General features: G+C 72.3%; 17 protein-coding genes and 1 pseudogene. 4 read left to right on the top strand and 14 right to left on the bottom strand.

Annotated features, from left to right (window positions below; all coding sequences use genetic code 11):
- Window positions 1–3: 3 nt before the first annotated feature.
- Together ACIRBY_RS17680 and ACIRBY_RS17675 are read right to left on the bottom strand one after the other, a co-directional pair.
- Window positions 4–2,805, bottom strand: a complete 2,802-nt coding sequence (locus ACIRBY_RS17680) for a SpoIIE family protein phosphatase (RefSeq protein ID WP_403901440.1) — start codon at window positions 2,803–2,805, stop codon at window positions 4–6.
- Window positions 2,802–3,788, bottom strand: a complete 987-nt coding sequence (locus ACIRBY_RS17675) for a GlxA family transcriptional regulator (RefSeq protein WP_403901439.1) — start codon at window positions 3,786–3,788, stop codon at window positions 2,802–2,804. Before ACIRBY_RS17675 ends, ACIRBY_RS17680 begins: the two co-directional genes overlap by 4 nt.
- A gap of 113 nt (window positions 3,789–3,901) precedes the next feature.
- Between ACIRBY_RS17675 and ACIRBY_RS17670 the strand changes: the two genes are divergently transcribed.
- Window positions 3,902–4,498, top strand: coding sequence for a cysteine hydrolase family protein (locus tag ACIRBY_RS17670; protein ID WP_403901437.1), 597 nt, complete (start codon window positions 3,902–3,904; stop codon window positions 4,496–4,498).
- Between the two features lie 83 nt (window positions 4,499–4,581).
- Here ACIRBY_RS17670 and ACIRBY_RS17665 read toward each other — a convergent pair whose 3' ends face one another.
- Entirely contained in the window at window positions 4,582–5,730 is a 1,149-nt protein-coding gene (locus tag ACIRBY_RS17665; RefSeq protein WP_403901436.1) for a glycerate kinase, read from the bottom strand.
- Window positions 5,731–5,873: 143 nt separating this feature from the next.
- On the opposite strand from ACIRBY_RS17665, the gene ACIRBY_RS17660 reads away from it, so the two are divergent.
- From ACIRBY_RS17660 to ACIRBY_RS17650, 3 genes are read left to right on the top strand one after another with little or no spacing between them, the layout of a single operon-like run.
- Window positions 5,874–7,592 (top strand): BCCT family transporter, encoded by a 1,719-nt coding sequence (locus ACIRBY_RS17660; protein WP_403901434.1) that lies wholly within the window; start codon window positions 5,874–5,876, stop codon window positions 7,590–7,592.
- A 51-nt stretch (window positions 7,593–7,643) separates the two neighbouring features.
- The gene (locus tag ACIRBY_RS17655) at window positions 7,644–8,144 is read left to right on the top strand and encodes an NUDIX domain-containing protein (RefSeq protein ID WP_403901432.1); all 501 of its coding nucleotides are present in this window, start codon (window positions 7,644–7,646) and stop codon (window positions 8,142–8,144) included.
- Between the two features lie 55 nt (window positions 8,145–8,199).
- Window positions 8,200–8,628: a hypothetical protein gene (locus ACIRBY_RS17650; protein WP_366452972.1), complete on the top strand. Its 429-nt coding sequence runs from the start codon at window positions 8,200–8,202 to the stop codon at window positions 8,626–8,628.
- A gap of 3 nt (window positions 8,629–8,631) precedes the next feature.
- On the opposite strand, the gene ACIRBY_RS17645 is transcribed toward ACIRBY_RS17650, so the two are convergent.
- The 11 genes and pseudogenes from ACIRBY_RS17645 to ACIRBY_RS17595 all read right to left on the bottom strand — a co-directional run bounded on the left by ACIRBY_RS17645 (window position 8,632) and on the right by ACIRBY_RS17595 (window position 21,902).
- Window positions 8,632–9,132: a methylated-DNA--[protein]-cysteine S-methyltransferase gene (locus tag ACIRBY_RS17645; protein WP_403901430.1), complete on the bottom strand. Its 501-nt coding sequence runs from the start codon at window positions 9,130–9,132 to the stop codon at window positions 8,632–8,634.
- A gap of 86 nt (window positions 9,133–9,218) precedes the next feature.
- Window positions 9,219–10,697: pseudogene (locus tag ACIRBY_RS17640) on the bottom strand (AlkA N-terminal domain-containing protein); the annotation flags it as partial.
- Between the two features lie 183 nt (window positions 10,698–10,880).
- On the bottom strand, window positions 10,881–11,741 hold the full coding sequence (gene pssA / locus ACIRBY_RS17635) for a CDP-diacylglycerol--serine O-phosphatidyltransferase (RefSeq protein WP_237293154.1): 861 nt from the start codon (window positions 11,739–11,741) through the stop codon (window positions 10,881–10,883).
- Window positions 11,728–12,384, bottom strand: coding sequence for a phosphatidylserine decarboxylase (locus ACIRBY_RS17630; protein WP_403901428.1), 657 nt, complete (start codon window positions 12,382–12,384; stop codon window positions 11,728–11,730). Before ACIRBY_RS17630 ends, pssA begins: the two co-directional genes overlap by 14 nt.
- A 186-nt stretch (window positions 12,385–12,570) precedes the next feature.
- Window positions 12,571–13,776 (bottom strand): acyl-CoA dehydrogenase family protein, encoded by a 1,206-nt coding sequence (locus ACIRBY_RS17625; RefSeq protein ID WP_403901427.1) that lies wholly within the window; start codon window positions 13,774–13,776, stop codon window positions 12,571–12,573.
- 2 nt (window positions 13,777–13,778) lie between these two features.
- Window positions 13,779–14,291, bottom strand: a complete 513-nt coding sequence (locus ACIRBY_RS17620; RefSeq protein WP_042811289.1) for a MaoC family dehydratase — start codon at window positions 14,289–14,291, stop codon at window positions 13,779–13,781.
- Window positions 14,292–14,296: 5 nt separating this feature from the next.
- Window positions 14,297–15,271, bottom strand: coding sequence for an HpcH/HpaI aldolase/citrate lyase family protein (locus tag ACIRBY_RS17615; protein WP_403901426.1), 975 nt, complete (start codon window positions 15,269–15,271; stop codon window positions 14,297–14,299).
- Window positions 15,268–17,337 (bottom strand): protein meaA, encoded by a 2,070-nt coding sequence (locus ACIRBY_RS17610; protein ID WP_403901424.1) that lies wholly within the window; start codon window positions 17,335–17,337, stop codon window positions 15,268–15,270. Before ACIRBY_RS17610 ends, ACIRBY_RS17615 begins: the two co-directional genes overlap by 4 nt.
- A 30-nt stretch (window positions 17,338–17,367) precedes the next feature.
- Window positions 17,368–18,705 (bottom strand): crotonyl-CoA carboxylase/reductase, encoded by a 1,338-nt coding sequence (ccrA, locus tag ACIRBY_RS17605; protein WP_403901423.1) that lies wholly within the window; start codon window positions 18,703–18,705, stop codon window positions 17,368–17,370.
- Between the two features lie 418 nt (window positions 18,706–19,123).
- Window positions 19,124–19,936, bottom strand: a complete 813-nt coding sequence (locus ACIRBY_RS17600) for a TetR family transcriptional regulator (protein WP_403901421.1) — start codon at window positions 19,934–19,936, stop codon at window positions 19,124–19,126.
- A 163-nt stretch (window positions 19,937–20,099) separates the two neighbouring features.
- Window positions 20,100–21,902 (bottom strand): 3-hydroxyacyl-CoA dehydrogenase family protein, encoded by a 1,803-nt coding sequence (locus ACIRBY_RS17595; RefSeq protein ID WP_403901419.1) that lies wholly within the window; start codon window positions 21,900–21,902, stop codon window positions 20,100–20,102.
- Window positions 21,903–22,046: the final 144 nt, after the last annotated feature.

Below are 22,046 nucleotides of genomic sequence, written 5' to 3'. Positions count from 1 at the left end.
GGGTCACCAGGCCAGGTCGCCCAGGGCGTCCAGGTCCAGGTCGAGCGGCAGCGGCGGCTCCGCGCCCGCCGAGCGCGACAGCTCCGCCCAGATGACCTTGCCCCGCTGCGTGTAGCGGGTGCCCCAGCGCTCCGCGTACTGCGCGACGAGGAACAGCCCCCGGCCGCCCTCGTCGGTGGTGGCCGCGTACCGCAGGTGCGGGGAGGTGCTGCTGCCGTCGGAGATCTCGCAGATCAGGTTCCGGTCGTCCAGCAGGCGGACCCGGATCGGCTCGTTCCCGTACCGGATGGCATTGGTGATCAGCTCGCTGAGGACCAGCTCGGCGGTGAACGAGAGCTCCTCCAGCCCCCACGCCTCCAGCTGTCCGGCCGCCGCGCGGCGCACCCGGGAGACGGCCGCCGGGTCGTCGGGCACCTCCCACTCCGCGATCCGCCGCGGGTCCAGCCGCCGGGCCTCGGCGATCAGCAGCGCGATGTCGTCGCTCGGGGCGGGGAAGAGCATCGCCGCGAGGACGTCCGCGCAGGCCTGGTCGGGGCTGCGGCCCGGCTGGGCCAGGGTCCGGCCGAGCAGCTCCAGCCCGGCGTCGAAGTCCCGGTCGCGGTCCTCCAGCAGCCCGTCCGTGAACAGCACCAGCCGGCTGCCCTCGGGCAGGATCAGCCCCGCCGCCTCGAAGGGCATCCCGCCCACGCCCAGCGGCAGCCCCGTGGGCAGCTCGGGGAACTCCACCCGCCCGTCCGGGTGGACCAGGGCGGGCCCCGGATGGCCGGCGCTGGCCATGACGCAGTGCCCCGACACCGGGTCGTAGACGGCGTACAGGCAGGTGGCGCCCGTGATGCCGGCCGGCTCCTCGGCCCCGTCGCCGAGCCCGGCGCCGGGCTCCGCGCCCCCGGCCTCCCCGCCGCTCTCCAGCTGGTCGATCCGGTCGATGAGCTCGTCCAGGTGACTCAGCAGCTCGTCGGGCGGCATGTCCAGCGTCGAGAAGTTGTGCACGGCCGTGCGCAGTCGGCCCATCGTGGCCGCCGCGTGCACCCCGTGCCCGACCACGTCGCCCACCACCAGCGCCACCCGCGCCCCCGGCAGCGGGATCACGTCGAACCAGTCCCCGCCCACCCCCGCCTTCGCCGGCAGGTACCGGAAGGCGGTCTCCACCGCGCTCAGGTCGGGCAGCACCCGCGGCAGCAGGCTGCGCTGGAGGGTCACGGCGGTGGCGTGCTCGCGGGTGAAGCGGCGGGCGTTGTCGATGGAGACGGCCGCGCGCGCCCCCAGTTCCTCCGCGAAGGAGAGGTCCTCCTCGTCGAAGGACTCCGGGGTGTCCGCCGCCCGCCAGAAGTTCGCCATGCCCAGCACCACGCCCCGCGCCTGGAGAGGTACGGAGATCAGCGAGTGGAACCCGTACTCCAGGGCCACCCGGGTCCCGGGCGCGTCGGCCGCCCGCCAGCCCATCGCGGCGTGCAGATCGGCGGCCAGCACGGCGTGCCCGGCGTCCAGGGCCGCCGCCATCGGAGCCGTCGGCACCGCGAAGAAGATCGTGTCCCCGACCGGCTGGAGCGGCTGGTCGGTGCGCACCCCGCTCATCGCCGCCCGCCGCATCCGGGTGTGCATGCCCTCCACCGGCGAGGGCTCGTCCCCGCGCAGCACCGGTTCCAGCAGCTCGACGGTGACGAAGTCCGCGAAGCGCGGCACGGCCACCTCGGACAGCTCCTCCGCCGTGCGCACCACGTCCAGGGTGGTGCCGATGCGCACCCCCGCGTCGTAGAGCATCTGGAGCCGTTCGCGGGCCACCTCGGCGCGGCCGGAGAGCGAGGCGAGCTCGGTGGTGTCGCGCAGGGTCATGACGCTGCCCTCCAGCCGCCCGCCGAAGGGCGCGGTGGGCCGCACGTTGAGGGCCAGGAGCCGGTCGCCCGCCAGGTGGACCTCGTCGGTCGCCACCCGCCCGGACAGCAGCAGCTCGGCGATGCCCGGATCGAGGCCGAGCTCGCCGACGTGCCGCTGCTCTGCGTCGGCCGGCAGGTCGAGCAGCCGGCGCGCCTCGTCGTTGGCGAGCAGCAGCCGGTGGTCGGCGTCCACGATGAGCACGCCCTCGCGCACGGCGTGCAGCACCGCCTCGTGGTGCTCGTTCATCCGCGCCAGCTCGGCGGCGCCCAGGCCCCGTGTCTGGCGCCGCAGCCGCCCGCTGACCAGCGCGGCGCCGGCGGTGCCCAGCAGCAGGGCGCCCAGGGCGGCGCCGATCAGCAGGGGGATCTGGCCCTCGACGGTATGGCCGACGTTCTCGATCTCTATGCCGGTGGAGACCAGCCCGACCACCTTGCCCCGGGCGTCCCGTACGGGGACCACGGCGCGGACCGCGTCACTGGGGGCGCCCCGGAACACCTCCGTGAAGGACTGCCCGGCGGCGGCCCGGGCGAAGTCGCCGGTGGCGCGCTTGCCGATCAGCTCGGGGCGGGAGTCGGTGTAGCGGATCCCGTCCGGGGTCATGACGGCGATGAAGTCGAGCCCGGAGGCCTTGCGGGCGCCGTCGGCCAGGGGCTCCAGCTCGGCGGTGGGGTTCGCCGACTCCAGGGCGGCGGGCAGTCCCGGCGCGCGGGCGAAGGCCTCGGCGGCGGCGAGCGAGCGGTTGCGGGCGTCCTTCTCGCTGTCGTAGCGGGCCTGGAACACCAGGGCGAGGGCGGCGGCCGTGATCAGCAGCAGCACGATCAGGGCCTGGAGCGAGAACACCTGACCGGCGAGACTGTCCCGGGCCAGGGAGAGGCGCGCGAGCAGGCTCGCCGGCCGCGCCTCCCTGTTCCGACCCGAACGTCCGGTCATGAGCCCTTTCTAACACTGTCACCGGTCAGGGGAGCGTTGGCGGCCGCCGTGCGGTACGCGCGGGGCCCGCGCCCGAAGGCCGCCCGGAAGTGCTGGCGGAAGGTGACCTCGCTGGCGAACCCCGCCCGGCGGGCCACCTCGGGCACCGGATGGTCGGTGCGCTCCAGGAGCTTGCGGGCCTCGTCCAGTCTGCGGCTCAGCAGCCATTTGTGGGGCGTGGTCCCGGTCGAGGCGGCGAAGTGCCGGGCGAAGGAGCGCGGGGACATCCCCGCCCAGCGGGCCAGCGTGGCCACGTCCAGCGGCTCGTGCAGCCGGCGCAGGGCCTGCTGGCGCACGGCGGCCAGCGCCTCGGCGGTCCGGTCGGCGGCCGGGGTGGGCCGGTCCAGGTACTGGGCGTGGTCCCCGGTGCGGAAGGGGCCGGTCACCATCGAACGGGCGATGGCGGCGGCGGCCTCCGCGCCGTGGGCCTCGCGCACCAGGTGCAGGCACAGGTCGATGCCCGAGGCCACTCCGGCGGAGGTCCACAGCCCGTCGTCCTCCACGAAGAGCGGGGCCTCCTCCACCAGCACCGCCGGGTGGCGGGCGGCCAGCTGCGGGGCCAGCCACCAGTGCGTCACCGCCCGCCGCCCGTCGAGCAGCCCCGCCTCGGCCAGGACGAACGCGCCCGCGCACAGCGCGGCCACCGGCACCCCCCGGGCGTGGGCCCGGCGCAGGGCGGCCAGCACCGGCCCGGGCGTCGGGTCCGAGGGCTCCGCCAGAGCCGGCACGACGACCAGGTCGGCCTCGTCGAGCCAGTCCAGGCCCCGGTCGGGGGCGAGGGTGAGCCCGCCGGGCAGCGTGATCGGCCCGGGCTCCAGCGCGCAGCGGCGCAGTTCGAACGGGGGCACGCCCGAGCGGCTGCGGTCGGGCCCCCAGACCTCGGTGATGACGGCGAGGTCGAAGGCGCGGATCCCGGGCTGGGCGACGATCGCGACGCGGTGCATGCGGCCACTCTGCCAGAGACCGCCCGGGTGATCCTGCCAGCCTGGCAGGATCCCATCGTTCGCCGTCCCCGCAGCCCCTGGGGCGCCGGGACCCCGGCGGACATGATCGATCCATGACCGAGAACGCGATCGAGATCGCCCCCGACAGTGCCCTGATCGTCATCGACGTGCAGAAGGGCTTCGACGAGGCCTCCTTCTGGGGGCCGCGCAACAACCCGGAGGCCGAGGACAACATCGCCGCCCTGATGGACGCCTGGCAGGAGTCCGGCCGCCCGGTGGTGCTGGTCCGGCACGCCTCGCTGCGGCCCGGCTCCGTCCTGGCCGCCGACCATCCTGGATACGCCTTCAAGGACTTCGTCGCCGAGCGGACCGGGCAGGAGTCCCTCCTGATCACCAAGACCGTCAACTCGGCCTTCTACGGCACCCCCGACCTCGCGGACTGGCTGGAGGACCGGGGGATCCGCCAGCTGGTGGTCGTCGGCATCCAGACCAACATGTGCGTCGAGACCACGGCGCGGATGGGCGGGAACCTCGGCTACGAGGTGCTCGTCCCGCTGGACGCCACCCACACCTTCGACCTCGCCGGCCCGGAGGGCCGGGCCCTCACCGCCGACCAGCTGGCCGCCGCCACCGCCGTCAACCTCCACGGCGGCGGCTTCGCCCGGGTGACCACCACCGCCGGCCTGCTGGCCGCGGCCGGGCCCGCGTAGCGGATGCGCCGCCCGCGGGCCGCCCCCGGACACGGCCGTGGCCCGGCACCCCCGCGGGGGCGCCGGGCCACGGAGCCGGGGACCTACAGGACGTCGGCGGCGATGTTCTGCGCGACGCGCTCCAGCAGCGGGCCGGCGTTCGGGATGGACTTGGCCGGGTCGGGCTCCAGGTCCGTCAGCGGGTACGCCTTGCGGATGCCGGCGGCCTCCAGGGCCTCCTGGCCCAGCAGCAGCCGGCCGCACACCGCCACCACCGGCTTGCCGGCGGCCCGCGCCGCGGCCGCGACACCGGCCGGGGCCTTGCCGTGCAGGGTCTGCTCGTCCAGGGAGCCCTCACCGGTGATCACCAGCGTGGCCCGCTCCAGCGCCGGGGCGAAGCCCAGCACCTCCAGCATCAGCTCGATGCCCGGGCGGAAGCTCGCGCCCAGCAGCAGCGCGCCGTAGCCGATGCCGCCCGCGCCGCCCGCACCGGGGGAGGCGGCGAGCTCGGCGGCCTTGGGGCCGATCGCCTTCTCCAGCACCTGCGCGTAGTGGCCCAGTGCCGCGTCCAGCGTCGCCACGTCCTGCGGCGAGGCGCCCTTCTGCGGGCCGTACACCGCGGCGCAGCCCTTGGGGCCGGTCAGCGGGTTGTCCACGTCGCTCGCCAGGACGAAGTCCGCGTCCGCGAAGCGCGGGTCGATCCCGGTGAGGTCCGCCGACGCCAGCGACGCCAGCGCGCCGCCGCCCGGGCCCACCGGTTCGCCGTTCGCGTCCAGGAACACCGCGCCCAGCGCGGCGAGCATGCCCGCGCCGCCGTCGGTGGTGGCGCTGCCGCCCACGCCGAAGACGATCGAGCGCGCGCCCGCGTCCAGCGCGGCCTTCAGCAGCTCGCCGGAGCCGTACGTGGTCGCCGTCAGCGCGGCGAAGGTGCCCGCGGGGAGCAGCTGGAGCCCGGAGGCCTCGGCCATCTCGACCACGGCGGTGCCGTCCCGGAACGCGAACGCGGCCGTGACCTGCTCGCCGACGGGACCGGTGACCCGGACCTCCCGGCGTTCGAACCCGGCCGCCACGGCGGCCGCGACCGTGCCGTCGCCGCCGTCCGCGACGGGGAGGGTCTCGACCTCCACGCCGGGTACGGCCCTGCGAAGGCCGGCCGTCACCCGCTCCGCGACCTGAACGGCCGTGAGCGAGCCCTTGAATTTGTCCGCGGCGATGAGCACGCGCGCGGCCTCAGTTACTGCTCCGTCCGTCACCTTGCTAATCCCTTGCTATCGAACAGTGCAGTCGCGCCACCATGAGCTTATCCGGAGGATCCTCCTATGCCCATGAGTGGCCTGGGCCACATGCGGCGTGCCATGTGTCTAAATAGGGATATATCGCTGCATAGTGTGGCCGCATGAGCGCGGAATCACTGGAACAGGCACCTCCGGACGCCTCCGGCGCGGGGTCCGGCGGCGCGCCGGACGGCAGCCCCGACCGGACGGTCGTCACCGCAGGAGTGGCCGCCGTGCTGGCCGTCGTCGCCTGGGCGGCCCTCGGCAAGGAGTCCTTCGACTCCGCCTCCGGCTCCGCGCTCGCCTGGGTGCTGGACAACTTCGCCTGGCTCTTCGTGACCGCCGCCGACGTCTTCCTCGTCCTGTGCGTGGTCCTCGCCGTCAGCCGCTTCGGCCGGATCCGGCTCGGCGCCGACGACTCCGAGCCCGAGTTCGGCAACCTCGCGTGGATCGCGATGATGTTCAGCGCCGGCATGGGCATCGGCCTGATGTTCTACGGCGTCGGCGAGCCCCTCACCCACTACCTCGCCCCACCCCCCGCCAGCGGAGCCGCGCCCCGCACCGGCGACGCGGCCCGCGCCTCCCTCGACTACTCCTTCTTCCACTGGACGCTCACCCCCTGGGCGATCTACGGCATCGCCGGCCTCGCCCTCGCCTACGCCACGTTCCGCAAGGGCCGCGGCAACCGGCTCAGCTCCGCCTTCGTCCCCCTCATGGGCGCCCGCCGGGCCGCCGGCTGGCCCGGCCGGGCCGTCGACCTGCTCGCCGTGTTCGCCACCGTCTTCGGCACCGCCACCAGCCTCGGACTCGGCGCCCTCCAGGTCTCCCAGGGCCTCGGCATCACCACCGGCATCGAGGACTCCACCGGCGTCCAGCTGACCATCATCGGCTCGCTCTCCGCCGCCTTCGTCCTGTCGGCCTTCTCCGGCCTGCACAAGGGCGTCAAATGGCTCAGCACCCTCAACGTCGTCCTCGCCGCCGCCCTGATGGCCTTCGTCTTCCTCCTCGGCCCGACCGTCTACGTGCTCGACGTGATCCCCGCCAGCGTCGGCAGCTACCTGCACGAACTGCTGCCCATGGCCAGCCGCACCGGTGCCTTCACCGACCGGACCTGGCTCGGCGCCTGGACGATCTTCTACTGGGCGTGGTGGCTCTCCTGGGCCCCCTTCGTCGGCACCTTCATCGCCCGGATCTCCCACGGCCGCACCATCCGCGAGTTCCTCATCGGGGTGCTGCTCATCCCCTCCGGCGCCACCGTCGTCTGGTTCTGCGTCATGGGCGGCACCGCCATCCGCCTGGACTCCACCGGGGCCGCCGACCTCGCCTCCAAGGCCAAGGAGGGCGCCGAGGCCTCGCTCTTCGCGATGCTCGACGCCCTCCCGCTCGGCACCCTCACCTCATGGGTGGCCATGGTGCTGGTCATGACCTACTTCGTCACCAGCGCCGACTCCGCCTCCCTGGTCATGGGCTCCCTCACCAGCCGCGGCTCCCTGCACCCGCCCACCTGGCTGGTCGTCACCTGGGGCGTCCTGATGGCCGCCGTCGCCGCCGTCCTGCTCGTGGCGGGCGGCCTGAAGTCCCTCCAGACCGCGACCATCCTCGTCGCCCTGCCCTTCGTCGTCGTCATGCTCCTGCTGTGCTGGGCGCTGCTGCGCGAACTGCGCGAGGACCCCGGCGCCGGACCGGCCCGCCACCCCGCCCTGCACGGGCTGCGCGACGCCGTACGGGCCATGGTGGGCGAGGCCGTCGAGGAGGCCGGCCACGACCGCCACCACCGGCCGCGCCGCGCCGCCGCGGAGCGCGGACGCGACCGCGAGGACCGACCGGACCCGCAGGGGTGAGCCGCAGGGCCGCCCCGACCGGGGTCCCGGACCGCCCGTTAGGGTGGCGGCGTGACCACCACGGATGACTACGCCACCTACATCGCGAGCCTGCCCCGGGTGCTGGCCGGCGCGGCCGCCCTCTACCGCGACGAGCAGGGCCGGGTCCTGCTCGTCGAGCCCAACTACCGTGAGGGCTGGGCCCTGCCGGGCGGCACCGTCGAATCCGACCTCAACGAGTCCCCGCGCACCGCCGCCCGCCGCGAGAGCGCCGAGGAGATCGGCCTCGACCTCCCCCTCGGCCGGCTCCTCGCCGTCGACTGGAGCGTGGGCGAGGGCCGCCCGCCGCTCGTCGCCTACCTCTACGACGGCGGCGTGCTCGACGCCGGACAGCTGGCCTCCCTCACCCTCCAGGAGGAGGAGCTGCTCTCCTGGAAGCTCGTCGAGCCCGCCGAACTCCCCGCGTACCTCCTCGGATCGCTCGGCCGGCGCACCCAAGAGGCCTGCCGCGTCCTGGAGTCGGGCGAGGGGACCGTCGAACTCGAGAACGGCCGGCGCCCCGCGAACACCTGACGCCACCCGAGACCAGGCCTGTCCCGAACCCCTCCACCCAGGGCAGAATCTACAGATGATCACGATGTACGCCTGGCCCAGCACGGCCGACGGCCCCGACGCCCTCCCCATGGTCCACTTCACCACCGAAGAGCAGTCGGGCGGTGAGCTCTCCCCGGAGGGGATGCCGGTCTGGCTGTTCGACACGGCGATACGCGAGGGCGGCTGGGCCTCCTTCGAGGACTTCGAGGCCTGGGCCGCGCCCGCGGAGGGCTGGCAGGCCTTCTACCGCCGGGAGGACGACGTCCTCGCCGTCACCGGTCCCGGCCCGTGCGAGGGCTGGTACCAGGGCCGGCTCGGCGCCGACGACGACTGGGTGAAGGCCGCCGCGACCCAGCAGAGCGTGGTCCTGCTCGCCGCGCCGGTCCAGCACCCCTCGCTGTACGCCTACGCCGTCGAGGCGGGCGCGGGCTTCGCGCTCCTGGTCCCGCTGGCCGTGGTCTGACCCCTACCGGACGCCGCCCTCGAACTCCAGCAGCCGCACCTTGCGCTCGATCCCGCCGCCGTAGCCCGTCATCGAGCCCGAGGCGCCGATCACGCGGTGGCAGGGCACGATGATCCCGACCGGGTTCTTCCCGTTGGCCAGACCGACCGCACGGGAGGCGCCCGGCTTGCCCAGCTCCGCCGCGAGCCGCCCGTACGACCAGGTCTGCCCGTACGGGATCCGGACGAGCTGCTCCCAGACGCTGCGCTGGAAGGCGGTGCCCTCCAGCCGGACCGGGACGGTGAACTCGGTCAGCTCCCCGGCGAAGTACGCGGCGAGCTGCCGCACCACCTCCGGGAACGGCTCCTCCTCCTGCGCGACGCGCTCGCCGAAGGACTCCTCGGCCGGGCGGTGGCGCTGGCCGGTCATGTACAGCCCGCTGAGGACGCCGTCCGTGGCGACGAGGGTGAGCGCCCCGTAGGGGCTGTCGACGACGGTGTGGTGCTTGCTGCTGGCGCTGCTCACGACGGTGCTCCTTCGAAGGGTGCTACGGGTGCCACGGGTGCCACGGGTGCTGCGGAGGGTACGGGTGCCGCGGGGGGTGCGGGATCGACGGGCATGCGGTTGATCGGGTGGTCGTCCGTCGCCCACAGGTACTGGACGGCGTACGCGCGCCAGGGCCGCCAGCCGGCCGCGCGGGCGGTCAGCGCCGCGGGCGTGGACGGCAGCCCCAGCCCCCGGGCGGCCTTGCGGACCCCGAGGTCCGACGGGAGGAACGCGTCCGGGTCGCCCAGCGCGCGCATCGCGATGATCCCGGTGGTCCACGGCCCGAACCCGGGCAGGGCGCCGAGCCGGGCGCGGGCCGCCTCCCAGTCGCTGTCGATGCCCAGCGGGAGGGAGCCGTCGGCCAGGGCCGCGACGAGGGTGGTGAGCGTGGCGCGGCGGCTGCGCGGCATGGACAGCGCCTCGGGGTCCAGGCCCGCGAGCGCCCCGGGGGAGGGGAACAGGTGGGTCAGCCCGCCCCCCGGGTCCTCGACGGGCTCCCCGTACGCGGTCACCAGGCGGGCCGCGTGGGTCCGCGCGGCGGCCGTGGACACCTGCTGGCCGAGGACCGCCCGTACGGCGAACTCCGCCGCGTCGACGGTACGGGGCACCCGGCGCCCGGGCGCCTTGTCCACGAGCGGCGCCAGCAGCGGGTCGGTGCGCAGCTGGTCGTCCACGGCCTCCGGGTCGGCGTCCAGGTCGAGCATCCAGCGGCAGCGGCTGATGGCGATGGTCAGGTCCCGCAGGTCCGTCAGCGCGAGCCGGCAGCCGATGTGGTCGGGACCGGGGGTCAGGGCGACGATCCCGGAGCCGTGGGGGAGCCGGAGCGTCCGCCGGTAGGCGCCGTCGCGCCACTCCTCGACGCCGGGGACGGCGGTGGCGACGAGGTGTCCGAAGAGGTTGTCGGGGTTCAGCGGGGCCCGGTAGGGCAGCCGCAGGCTGATGGTCCCGGGGATCCGCGGCTCGTCCCGCCCCGTGCTCCGCCGGCCCGCCCGCGTGCGCAGCTCGCCGGGGGTGAGGGCGAAGACCTCGCGCACCGTCTCGTTGAAGTTCCGGATGGAGGAGAACCCGGCGGCGAAGGCCACGTCGCCCATCGGGAGCTCGGAGGTCTCGATGAGCAGCCGGGCGGTCTGGGCGCGCTGGGCGCGGGCCAGGGCGAGCGGGCCGGCGCCGAGCTCGGCGTTCAGCTGCCGCTCGACCTGCCGGGCGGAGTACCCGAGCCGGGCGGCGAGCCCGGGGACCCCCTCGCGGTCCACGACCCCGTCCTGGATGAGCCGCATGGCGCGGGCGACGGCGTCGGCGCGGGCGTTCCACTCGGGCGACCCGGGGCTGGTGTCGGGGCGGCACCGCTTGCAGGCCCGGTACCCGGCCTGCTGGCAGGCGGCGGCGCTGGGCAGGAAGGTCATGTTCTCGACCTTGGGCGGCACGGCCGGGCAGCTGGGCCGGCAGTAGATGCCGGTCGTCCGGACCGCGGTGAAGAACCACCCGTCGAAACGGGCGTCCTTCGACTGCACGGCCCTGAAGCAGCGGTCGGTGTCGGTGTACATGGCTCCAGCATCTCGGCCCGTGGGGGTGCGGGGCTGGCGGTTTTCCGACATCAAGGCTAACCGTCCCGGGGGCGGGGGCGGGCCCCGTGCAGCGGTCGCCCCCTCCCGGCGACGCCCGGGAACGGCGAAGGCCCCGGGGGGCCAGTGGCACCCCGGGGCCTTCGAGACCGATGCGCGGCCGCGCTACGGCAGCTGCGCCGCCCGCGCCTCGCGCCGGTTGTGGCGGAACGTGTTCGCCCGCCGCGTCGTCGCGAACAGCGGGATCGTCGCCGCGAGGGCGATCTGCAGCGCGCAGCCCGTCTGGAGCAGCAGCTGCCCGCCCGGCGCGTCGAACGCCCAGGCGGCGAGGAGGCCCATTGCCCCGACGATCCAGCTCAGCATCGCCGCCGCGAGGGCACCTCGCGGCTTCGGGTACTCGACCCGGCTCACCATCAGCCAGGCCACGCCCACGATCGCCAGCAGGGTCGGCACGAACGGCAGCTCCAGCAGCACGATCGAGACGACCGTCAGCGCGCCGAAGGGGCTCGGCATGCCCTGGAACATGCCGTCCTTCATCGTCACGCAGCTGAATCTCGCCAGGCGCAGCACGACCGCCAGCAGGACCACGATCGCCGCCAGCGCCGACACCTTCTGGTGCGCGTCGTCGGCGACCATGCCGTAGACCAGCACGAAGTACGCCGGCGCGAGGCCGAAGCTGATCAGGTCGGACAGGTTGTCCAGCTCGGCGCCCATCGGGGAGCTGCGCAGCTTGCGGGCCACGATGCCGTCGAAGAGGTCGAAGACCGCCGCGAGCAGCATCAGTATCACCGCGGTCGCCGCGCTGTGCCGGGCCATGCCGGACTCGCCGCTGCCGGTGAGGTGCGGGATGAGGATCCCGGTGGTGGTGAAGTACACCGCCATGAATCCGCAGGTCGCGTTGCCCAGGGTGAGGGTGTCCGCTATCGACAGCCGCAGCGAGAGCGGCATGTCGTCCTCGGCGGACTCCTCCGGGGCGGACTCGGGCACCCAGCCGGTGGCAGGAGTCTCGGGGTCAGTCACGGTCAATTCGGGTCACCCCCGCGGTGGTGGCCTGACCGACCTCGACCGCGACCTCGACGCCCTCCGGGAGGTAGATGTCGACGCGGGAGCCGAAGCGGATCAGACCGATGCGTTCGCCCTGCTCCACCTTGGTGCCGGCCGGCAGGTACGGGACGATGCGACGGGCGACGGCGCCGGCGATCTGCACCATCTCGATGTCGCCGAGCTCGGTGTCGAAGTGCCAGACGACGCGCTCGTTGTTCTCGCTCTCCTTGTTGAACGCCGGGACGAACCCGCCGGGAATGTGCTCCACGGACGTCACCGTGCCGGCCAGCGGCGCGCGGTTGACGTGGACGTTCAGCGGGCTCATGAAGATCGCGACGCGGGTGCGCCCGTCCTTCCACGGCATGATGCTCTGCACCACACCGTCGGCGGGCGAGATGACGCGGCCCTGGGCGATCTCGCGCTCGGGGTCGCGGAAGAACCACAGCATGCCCGCCGCGAGCGCGGTGGTGGGCACGGCCACCGCGGCCCAGCGCCCGGACTTGCGGGCCCGGGAGAGGCTGAGGGCCGCGGTGGCAACGGTCGGCAGAAGCCACGGCGATGCTCCGCGCGCGAGGCGTACGCCGAGTCGGCTGTCGCGAGGTGCAGAGGTTTGGCTGTGGGGCATGGATGACCTTCGTAGCGGGTGATTGCCGCGCCGCAAACGGGGGGACGGGACGGCGGCTTTACTGGAATGCTATCGGTTGCGCGCAACAACTGGGCAAGCCAGAAGCCGAGTCGATGGCCCCCAGCCAGTGACTGGCGGTGACCCTCCCACGGAAAACCGTGGGATGAATCACCGCAAAAGGGACTTTCAGCCCTGGACCCGGTACTCCTCGAGCAGGCGGCGCCCGATGATCATTTTCTGGATCTCGGCGGTACCTTCACCGATCAGAAGCATCGGGGCCTCCCGGTAGAGGCGCTCGATCTCGTACTCCTTCGAGAATCCGTAGCCGCCGTGGATGCGGAAGGCATCTTCGACGACCTCCTTGCAGTATTCGGACGCGAGGTACTTCGCCATCCCGGCTTCGAGGTCGTTTCGTTCCCCGGAGTCCTTTTTGCGTGCTGCGTTCACCATCATGGCATGGGCGGCTTCGACCTTGGTAGCCATCTCGGCCAGCTTGAACTGAATGGCCTGGTGCTGGGCGATCGCCTTGCCGAAAGTGTGACGTTGCTGGGCATAGGAGACACCCAGCTCGAACGCACGCTGAGCGACGCCGCAGCCACGGGCCGCCACGTTGACCCGGCCGACCTCGACGCCGTCCATCATTTGGTAAAACCCTCGGCCCGTCTGCCCGCCGAGGACCCGATTGGCCGGAATGCGCAGTCCGTCCATGATCAGCTCGGTGGTGTCGACGCCCTTGTAGCCCATCTTGTCGATCTTGCCCGGGATGGTCAGGCCCGGACGGACCTCCCCGAAGCCCGGCTCCTTCTCGACGAGGAAGGTGGTCATCGACTTGTGCGGGGCCGTGCCCTCGGGGTGTCCTTCGTCACTCCGGCACAGGACGGCGACCAGCGTCGAGGTGCCGCCGTTCGTCAGCCACATCTTCTGGCCGTTCAGGACGTACTCGTCGCCGTCCTTGACCGCCTTGGACGTGATGGCCGACACATCGGAGCCCAGCCCCGGCTCGGACATCGAGAACGCGCCGCGCACCTCGCCCAGCGCCATGCGCGGGAGGAAGTACTCCTTCTGCTCCTGCGTGCCGTGCTGCTTGAGCATGTACGCCACGATGAAGTGGGTGTTGATGATGCCCGAGACGGACATCCAGCCGCGTGCTATCTCCTCCACGCACAGCGCGTAGGTGAGGAGCGACTCACCCAGGCCGCCGTACTCCTCGGGGATCATCAGGCCGAAGAGGCCGAGCTCCTTGAGCCCGTCGACGATCGCTTGCGGGTACTCGTCGCGGTGCTCCAGCTCGGTCGCGACCGGGATGATCTCCTTGTCGACGAACTCGCGGACGGTCTTCAGGATCTCCTGCTGGACGTCCGTGAGCCCGGCGGTCTGGGCGAGTCGGGCCATGGCTACTTCCCCTGTTCCTTCAGCTCGGGCCGGCCGGGCTGTTCGCCGCCGCGCGCCTTGATGTACGTCTCGGTCGGGACCATCACCTTGCGCCGGAAGACGCAGACGAGGGTGCCGTCCTGCTTGTAGCCCTTGGTCTCCACGTAGACGATCCCGCGGTCGTCCTTGGACTTCGACGGGGTCTTGTCGAGGACCGTGGTCTCGCCGTAGATCGTGTCGCCGTGGAAGGTCGGCGCCACGTGCCGCAGGGACTCGATCTCCAGGTTGGCGATGGCCTTCCCGGAGACGTCCGGCACGGACATGCCCAGCAGCAGGGAGTAGATGTAGTTGCCCACGACGACGTTCTTGCCGAAGTCGGTCGTGTTCTCGGCGTAATTGCTGTCCATGTGCAGCGGGTGGTGGTTCATGGTCAGCAGGCAGAAGAGGTGGTCGTCGTACTCCGTGACCGTCTTCCCGGGCCAGTGCTTGTAGACCGCGCCGACCTCGAACTCTTCGTAGGTGCGTCCGAACTGCATGGGGCTCAGGCCTCCGGGATCTCGAACTTGGTGGTGCGCTCCATGCCGGCGGCCCGGCCCTTGCCCGCGATGACCAGGGCCATCTTGCGGCTGGCCTCGTCGATCATCTCGTCGCCGAGCATCGCGGAGCCCTTCTTGCCGCCCGCCTCGGAGGTGCACCAGTCGTACGCGTCGAGGATCATCTCGGCGTGGTCGTAGTCCTCCTGCGAGGGGGAGAAGACCTCGTTGGCCGCGTCGACCTGGCCCGGGTGCAGCACCCACTTGCCGTCGAAGCCCAGGGCGGCGGCGCGCCCGGCGACCTCGCGGTAGGCGTCCACGTCGCGGATCTGGAGGAAGGGGCCGTCGATCGCCTGGAGGTTGTGCGTACGGGCCGCCATCAGGATCCGCATCAGGATGTAGTGGTAGGCGTCCGCCGGGTAGCCGGGCGGCTGCATGCCCACGACCAGGGACTTCATGTTGATCGAGGCCATGAAGTCGGCCGGGCCGAAGATGATGGTCTCCAGGCGCGGCGAGGCGGCGGCGATCTCGTCGACGTTCACCAGGCCCTTGGCGTTCTCGATCTGCGCCTCGATGCCGATCTTGCCGACCTCGAAGCCCATCGTCTTCTCGATCTGGGTCAGCAGGAGGTCGAGCGCCACGACCTGCTGGGCGTCCTGGACCTTCGGCAGCATGATGCAGTCGAGGTTCTGGCCGGCGCCCTCGACGACCGTGATGACGTCGCGGTACGTCCAGTGGGTGGTCCAGTCGTTGACGCGCACCACGCGGGTCTTGCCGGTCCAGTCGCCGTTGTTCAGCGCGTCCACGATCGTGTGGCGGGCGCCTTCCTTGGCGAGCGGCGCGCAGGCGTCCTCGAGGTCCAGGAAGACCTGGTCGGCCGGCAGGCCCTGGGCCTTCTCCAGGAACCGGGGGTTGGAACCCGGCACCGCGAGGCAGGAACGGCGCGGGCGCAGCCGGTTGACCGGGGAAGAGGGCGTGGTCATGCGGGGACCTCCGTGCTTTCTGCGATGGTGAGGGGGTGGAGCTTGTTGGCCGTGCGGATCTCGTCGACGATACGTCCGATGATCTCCGTGATGCCGAAGTCCTTGGGGGTGAACACGGCGGCCACCCCCGCCTCCTTCAGGGTCACGGCGTCGGCGTTCGGAATGATGCCCCCGACGATGACGGGGATGTCGCCCGCCCCCGCCGTGCGCAGGCGTTCCAGGACGTCCGGGACGAGCGCGCTGTGCGAACCGGACAGGATGGACAGTCCCACGCAGTGCACGTCCTCGGCCAGCGCCGCCGTCGAGATCTCCTCCGGCGTCAGCCGGATGCCCTGGTAGACCACCTCGAAGCCGGCGTCGCGGGCCCGGACGGCGATCTGCTCGGCGCCGTTGGAGTGCCCGTCGAGACCGGGCTTGCCGACCAGCAGGCGCAGCCGGCCCGCGCCCAGCTCGTCCGCCGTCCGGGCGACCTTCTCGCGGACCGCGGCCAGCGGCGTGCCCTCCTCGGCGGCGACGGCCACCGGGGCCGAGGAGACCCCGGTCGGAGCGCGGAACTCGCCGAAGACCTCGCGCAGGGCGTTCGCCCACTCGCCGGTGGTGACCCCGGCGCGGGCGCACTCGAGGGTGGCCTCCATGAGGTTGTCGGTGCCGGCGGCGGCCTCCTTGAGCCGCTCCAGGGTCTGGTCGACGGTCGGGAAGACGAACGGGTCGCCACCGCCCTGGCGGTCCGAGCCCTCCTGGCGCTCGGAGCGCCAGCGCCGGATCCGCTCGACGGTCAGCTCCTCGACCGCCGGGTCCACCGTCATGATGGCGCCGTCGAGGTCGGCGGTGAGCGGGTTCTCCTCGGTCTGCTGGAAGCAGTTCACCCCGACGATCCGGTCCTCGCCGGACTCGATCCGGGCGCGCCGCTCGGCGTGCGAGGAGACCAGCTGGGACTTCAGGTACCCGGACTCGACGGCGGCCATCGCGCCGCCCATCTCCTGGATCCGGTCGATCTCGGCCAGGCAGTCGGCGACCAGGGAGTCGACCTTGGCCTCGATGACGTGGGAGCCGGCGAAGATGTCCTCGTACTCCAGCAGGTCGCTCTCGTGGGCGAGGACCTGCTGGATGCGCAGCGACCACTGCTGGTCCCAGGGGCGGGGCAGGCCCAGCGCCTCGTTCCAGGCGGGCAGCTGCACGGCGCGGGCGCGGGCGTCCTTGGAGAGGGTGACGGCCAGCATCTCCAGGACGATGCGCTGGACGTTGTTCTCCGGCTGCGCCTCGGTCAGGCCGAGGGAGTTGACCTGGACGCCGTAGCGGAAGCGGCGCTGCTTGGCGTCCTCGATGCCGTAGCGCTCGCGGGTGACCTGGTCCCAGATGCGGCCGAAGGCGCGCATCTTGCACATCTCCTCGATGAAGCGGACGCCCGCGTTCACGAAGAACGAGATACGGGCGACGACCTCGCCGAAACGATCCTCCGGGACCTGGCCCGAGTCGCGCACGGAGTCCAGGACGGCGATCGCGGTCGACATCGCGTACGAGATCTCCTGGACCGGGGTGGCCCCGGCCTCCTGGAGGTGGTACGAGCAGATGTTGATCGGGTTCCACTTCGGGATGTGGTTGACCGTGTACGCGATCATGTCCGTCGTCAGGCGGAGGGACGGTCCCGGCGGGAAGACGTGCGTCCCGCGCGAGAGGTACTCCTTGACGATGTCGTTCTGCGTGGTGCCCTGGAGCCGGGAGACGTCCGCCCCCTGCTCCTCGGCGGCCACCTGGTAGAGCGCCAGCAGCCACATGGCGGTGGCGTTGATCGTCATCGAGGTGTTCATCTGCTCCAGGGGGATGTCCTGGAACAGCCGCCGCATGTCGCCCAGATGGGAGACCGGGACCCCGACCCGGCCGACCTCGCCGCGGGCGAGGACGTGGTCCGGGTCGTAGCCGGTCTGCGTCGGCAGGTCGAAGGCCACCGACAGGCCGGTCTGCCCCTTGGCGAGGTTGCGGCGGTACAGCTCGTTGGACGCCTCGGCCGTGGAGTGGCCGGCGTACGTCCGCATGAGCCACGGACGGTCTTTCTGGCGCTCTGTCATCTCAGGCTGTCCCTCTGGCCCTTGGGCGTCTCAGATGTTGCGGAAGCGGTTGATGGCGTCGAGGTGCTGGGCGCGCATCTCGTGGTCGCGGACGCCCAGGCCCTCCTCGGGGGCCAGCGCGAGGACGCCGACCTTGCCCTGGTGGAGGTTGCGGTGGACGTCGTAGGCCGCCTGGCCGGTCTGCTCCAGGGAGTAGACCTTCGAGAGGGTGGGGTGGATCTTGCCCTTGGCGATCAGGCGGTTGGCCTCCCACGCCTCGCGGTAGTTGGCGAAGTGCGAGCCGATGATGCGCTTCAGCGACATCCACAGGTAGCGGTTGTCGTACTGGTGCATGTAGCCGGAGGTCGAGGCGCAGGTGGTGATGGTGCCGCCCTTGCGGGTGACGTAGACGGAGGCGCCGAAGGTCTCGCGGCCGGGGTGCTCGAAGACGATGTCGATGTCCTCGCCGCCGGTCAGCTCGCGGATCTTCGAGCCGAAGCGCTTCCACTCCTTGGGGTCCTGGGTGTGCTCGTCCTTCCAGAACCTGTAGCCCTCGGCGTTGCGGTCGATGACCGCGGTGGCGCCCATGGCCCGGCAGATGTCGGCCTTCTCGGGGGAGGAGACCACGCAGATCGGGTTGGCGCCGCCGGCCAGGGCGAACTGGGTGGCGTAGGAGCCGAGGCCGCCGCTGGCGCCCCAGATCAGGACGTTGTCGCCCTGCTTCATGCCGGCGCCGTTGTTGGAGACCAGCTGGCGGTAGGCGGTGGAGTTGACCAGGCCGGGGGAGGCGGCCTCCTCCCAGCTGAGGTGGCCGGGCTTGGGCATCAGCTGGTTGGACTTGACGAGGGCGATCTCGGCGAGGCCGCCGAAGTTGGTCTCGAAGCCCCAGATGCGCTGCTCGGGGTCGAGCATCGTGTCGTTGTGGCCGTCGGAGGACTCCAGCTCGACCGAGAGGCAGTGCGCGACGACCTCGTCGCCGGGCTTCCAGGAGTTGACGCCGGGGCCGGTGCGCAGGACGACGCCCGCGAGGTCGGAGCCGATGACGTGGTACGGCAGGTCGTGGCGCTTGGTGAGCTCCGAGAGGCGGCCGTAGCGCTCCAGGAACCCGAAGGTGGAGACCGGCTCGAAGATCGAGGTCCACACGGAGTTGTAGTTGACCGAGGAGGCCATGACGGCGACCAGGGCCTCGCCCGGGCCGAGCTCCGGCACCGGGACCTGGTCCAGGTGCAGGGACTTGCGCGGGTCCTTGTCGCGGCTGGCGAGGCCGTCGAACATCTCGGCCTCGTCCTTGTGCACGGTGATCGCGCGGTACGAGTCGGGCAGCGGCAGCGCCGCGAAGTCTGCGGCGGTGGCGGACTGCGACTGAATCGCGTCCAGGATGTCCTTCACGGTGTTGCCTCCGGCTGAGCGCTGGTCGAGGGTGCGCTGAGGGGTACGCGTTTGCGGCGTGGGAGCGTGTGGCGGGGTGCTGCGGGTGCCGTCGGTCCGGCGGAGCTGTGTGGTGCGGCCGCGCCTGTGGTGGGGCGGGCGGGGGCCTGGTGACGCAGGCATCCGGGGCGCGTTCCGTGCCGAGTGGGCGTGGACCGCGGGGACGTCCGGACGCACTCAACGTATGGCACCCCGTGTCACTCGGCAAGGCACTGCGTGCCAAAAATTTCTCTCATTTGCCTATTGACCTGCGCAGATGAGCGATGATCGATCAGAGTTACCCGCGAGTAGGGGCAACCCGGACAAACGAAAGCGGCCGCTCCCTGAACGGGAGCGGCCGCTGTGACGAGGGTCGCTTTTCGATGCCGAGGAGGTCGGCCTACTTGTTCTTGAGCGCTTCTTCGATGGTCCGCATGACCTCGTCGAGCGGGGCGTCGGTCCGGGCCACCGCGACGAGCACCTCGCCCTCGGTGCGCACCGCCGCCCGGGGGGCCGCCCCGCCGCCCGGGGTGCGGCCGGCGCCGATCCCGGAGCCGAAGGTCTTGCGGACGATCGCGAAGGCGTGGTCCAGCTCCGCCTCCACGTCGCCCTGCCCGCCGGCCCGCAGCCAGCGCCGCAGCACGTGGTTGTGCGCGGTCACCACCGCCGACGCGGCCACCTCCGCCAGCAGCGGGTCGTCGTTGCCGTCGTGGTGGTCGGTCTCGTCGAAGTGGGCCAGCAGGTAGCGGGTGAAGAGCCGCTCGTAGCGGGCCACCGAGGCGATCTCCCGCTCCCGCAGCGCCGGCACCTCGCGGGTGAGCCGGTAGCGCTCCACCGACACCGCCGGCGAGGCGGCGTACATCTTCATGACTTCCTTGATCCCCCGGCACACCGTGTCGAGCGGGTGCTCGTGCGCCGGGGCCACGTCCAGGACCGCCTCGGCGCGGATCAGGGTGTCGTCGTGGTCTGGGAAGATCGCCTCTTCCTTGGAGCGGAAGTGCCGGAAGAAGGTCCGGCGCGCCACCCCGGCCGCCGCGGCGATCTCGTCGACCGTCGTGGCCTCGTACCCCTTCGTCGCGAACAGCTCCATGGCCGCCGCGGCGAGCTCGCGGCGCATTTTCAGACGCTGGGCGGCCGCCCGGGTGCCCGCCGTCCCCTCCGGGGCGTCGGAGGCCGAGGCGGAACGGGACGAGGTCTTGGCGGGCTGGGACATAGAGCGAAAGTACTTCATCCGCGCGGGCGCGCGCGCCGGAGGGGGGTGGGAGGGGGGTGGATGCGGGGGAGGGCCCGCACTGGGCTCGGGAGGGTGTGTCCGCCGTGAGGGTCCGGCGGACCCGAGCAGCCCTCCCCACGCATCCTGCTCAGGGCCCGTCGGGTTACCGGCGGGCGTACTCACGGAATCCGCGGCCGGTCTTGCGGCCCAGGCAGCCCGCCGCGACCAGGTGCTCCAGCAGCGGGGACGGTGCGAGACCGGGGTCGCGGAACTCCCGGTGGAGCACCTTCTCGATGGCCAGGGACACGTCCAGGCCGACCACGTCGAGGAGCTCGAAGGGCCCCATCGGGTAGCCGCCGCCCAGCTTCATCGCGGCGTCGATGTCGTCGAGGCTGGCGTAGTGCTGCTCGACCATCTTGACCGCGTTGTTCAGGTACGGGAACAGCAGCGCGTTCACGATGAACCCGGCCCGGTCCCCGCAGTCCACCGCGTGCTTGCGGACCTTCCCGCAGACCTCGCGGACGGTGGCGTGCACGTCGTCGGCCGTCAGGACGGTCCGGACCACCTCGACCAGCTTCATCGCCGGCGCCGGGTTGAAGAAGTGCATGCCGATCACGTCCTGCGGGCGCTCGGTCGCCCGCGCCACGGCGATCACCGGCAGCGAGGAGGTCGTGGTGGCCAGCACCGCGCCCGGCTTGCAGACCTTGTCCAGGCCGGCGAAGAGCTGCTGCTTGACCTCCAGGTCCTCGGCGACGGCCTCCACGGCCAGGTCCACCTCGGCGAAGGCCTCCAGCGAGCCGGCCGGGGTGACCAGGGACAGGGTCTGCGCGGCGGCCTCCTCGCTCAGGCGGCCCCTGGACACCGCACGGTCCAGGGACTTCCCGATCGCGGCCTTCGCGGCCTCGGCCTTCTCCTGGCTGCGGGCGGCCAGCACCACCGGGTAGCCGGCCTGCGCGAAGACCTGGGCGATACCGCTCGCCATGGTCCCGGAGCCGGCCACGCCGACGGAGTGCACCGGGCGGCCCGCGCCCAGCAGGGACCCGTCCAGCGGGGTCTGGAGGTCGCGGACCACCACGGAGCTGCCCGGGGACTCGTACGTGTAGAAGCCGCGGCCGGCCTTCTGCCCGGTCAGGCCGGCCTCCACGAGGTGGCCCAGGATCGGGGCCGGGGCGTGCAGCCGGTCGCCGGAGGAGGCGTACATGGCCTCCAGCACCGTCCGCGCGGTGTCCACGCCGACCAGGTCGAGCAGGGCGAGCGGGCCCATCGGCAGGCCGCAGCCCAGCTTCATCGCCGCGTCGATATCCTCGCGGGAGGCGTACTTGGCCTCGTACATCGCGGCGGCCTGGTTGAGGTAGCCGAAGAGCAGGCCGTCGGCGACGAAGCCGGGCCGGTCGCCGACCGCCACGGGCTCCTTGCCGAGCTCCCGGGCCAGGGCGGTGACCGCCTCGACGGCCGGCGGCGAGGTCAGGACGCTGGAGACGATCTCGACGAGCTTCATCGCCGGGGCCGGGTTGAAGAAGTGCAGGCCCAGGACCCGCTCGGGGCGCAGGGACTCGGCGGCGAGCCGGGTCACCGACAGGGCGTTGGTGCCGGTGGCCAGGACCGTGTCGGGGCGGACGATCGCGTCCAGCTCCCCGAACACCCGGTGCTTGAGGTCGTAGTCCTCCGGGACCACCTCGATGACCAGGTCGGCGTCGGCGGCGGCGGAGAGCTCGGTGGAGGTGCGGAAGCGGGCGAGGACCTCCTCGCGCTCCTGCTCGGTGAGCCTGCGCTTGGCCACCGAGCGCGCCGTGGCGGCCGCGAGGGCCCCGACGGCCCGGCGGGCGGCCGTCTCGCTGACGTCGATGCCGACGACCTCGCGGCCGGCCCGGGCGAGGACCTCGGCGATGCCGGTGCCCATGGTGCCGAGGCCGACGACGGCGATCGTGCGGAGAGAGGAGGGACTGGACGTGGACGGAAGGTCCATCGCGGGACTCCAGTGGAATGAGGGTGACGACTGGGAAGCGCGCGCGGCGCACGGTGCGCGCGGGGGTGCCGTACGGCGGAGCGTGCGGGAACGCGGTGCGGGACGCCGTGCGCGGGGCCGTGCGTCGACGCGGTGCGTGGAGGG

Origin of the sequence: Streptomyces sp. NPDC096136 (genome assembly GCF_044763325.1) — a bacterium.
Taxonomy (GTDB): domain Bacteria; phylum Actinomycetota; class Actinomycetes; order Streptomycetales; family Streptomycetaceae; genus Streptomyces.
This window is presented reverse-complemented; position numbering and strand designations above follow the sequence as displayed.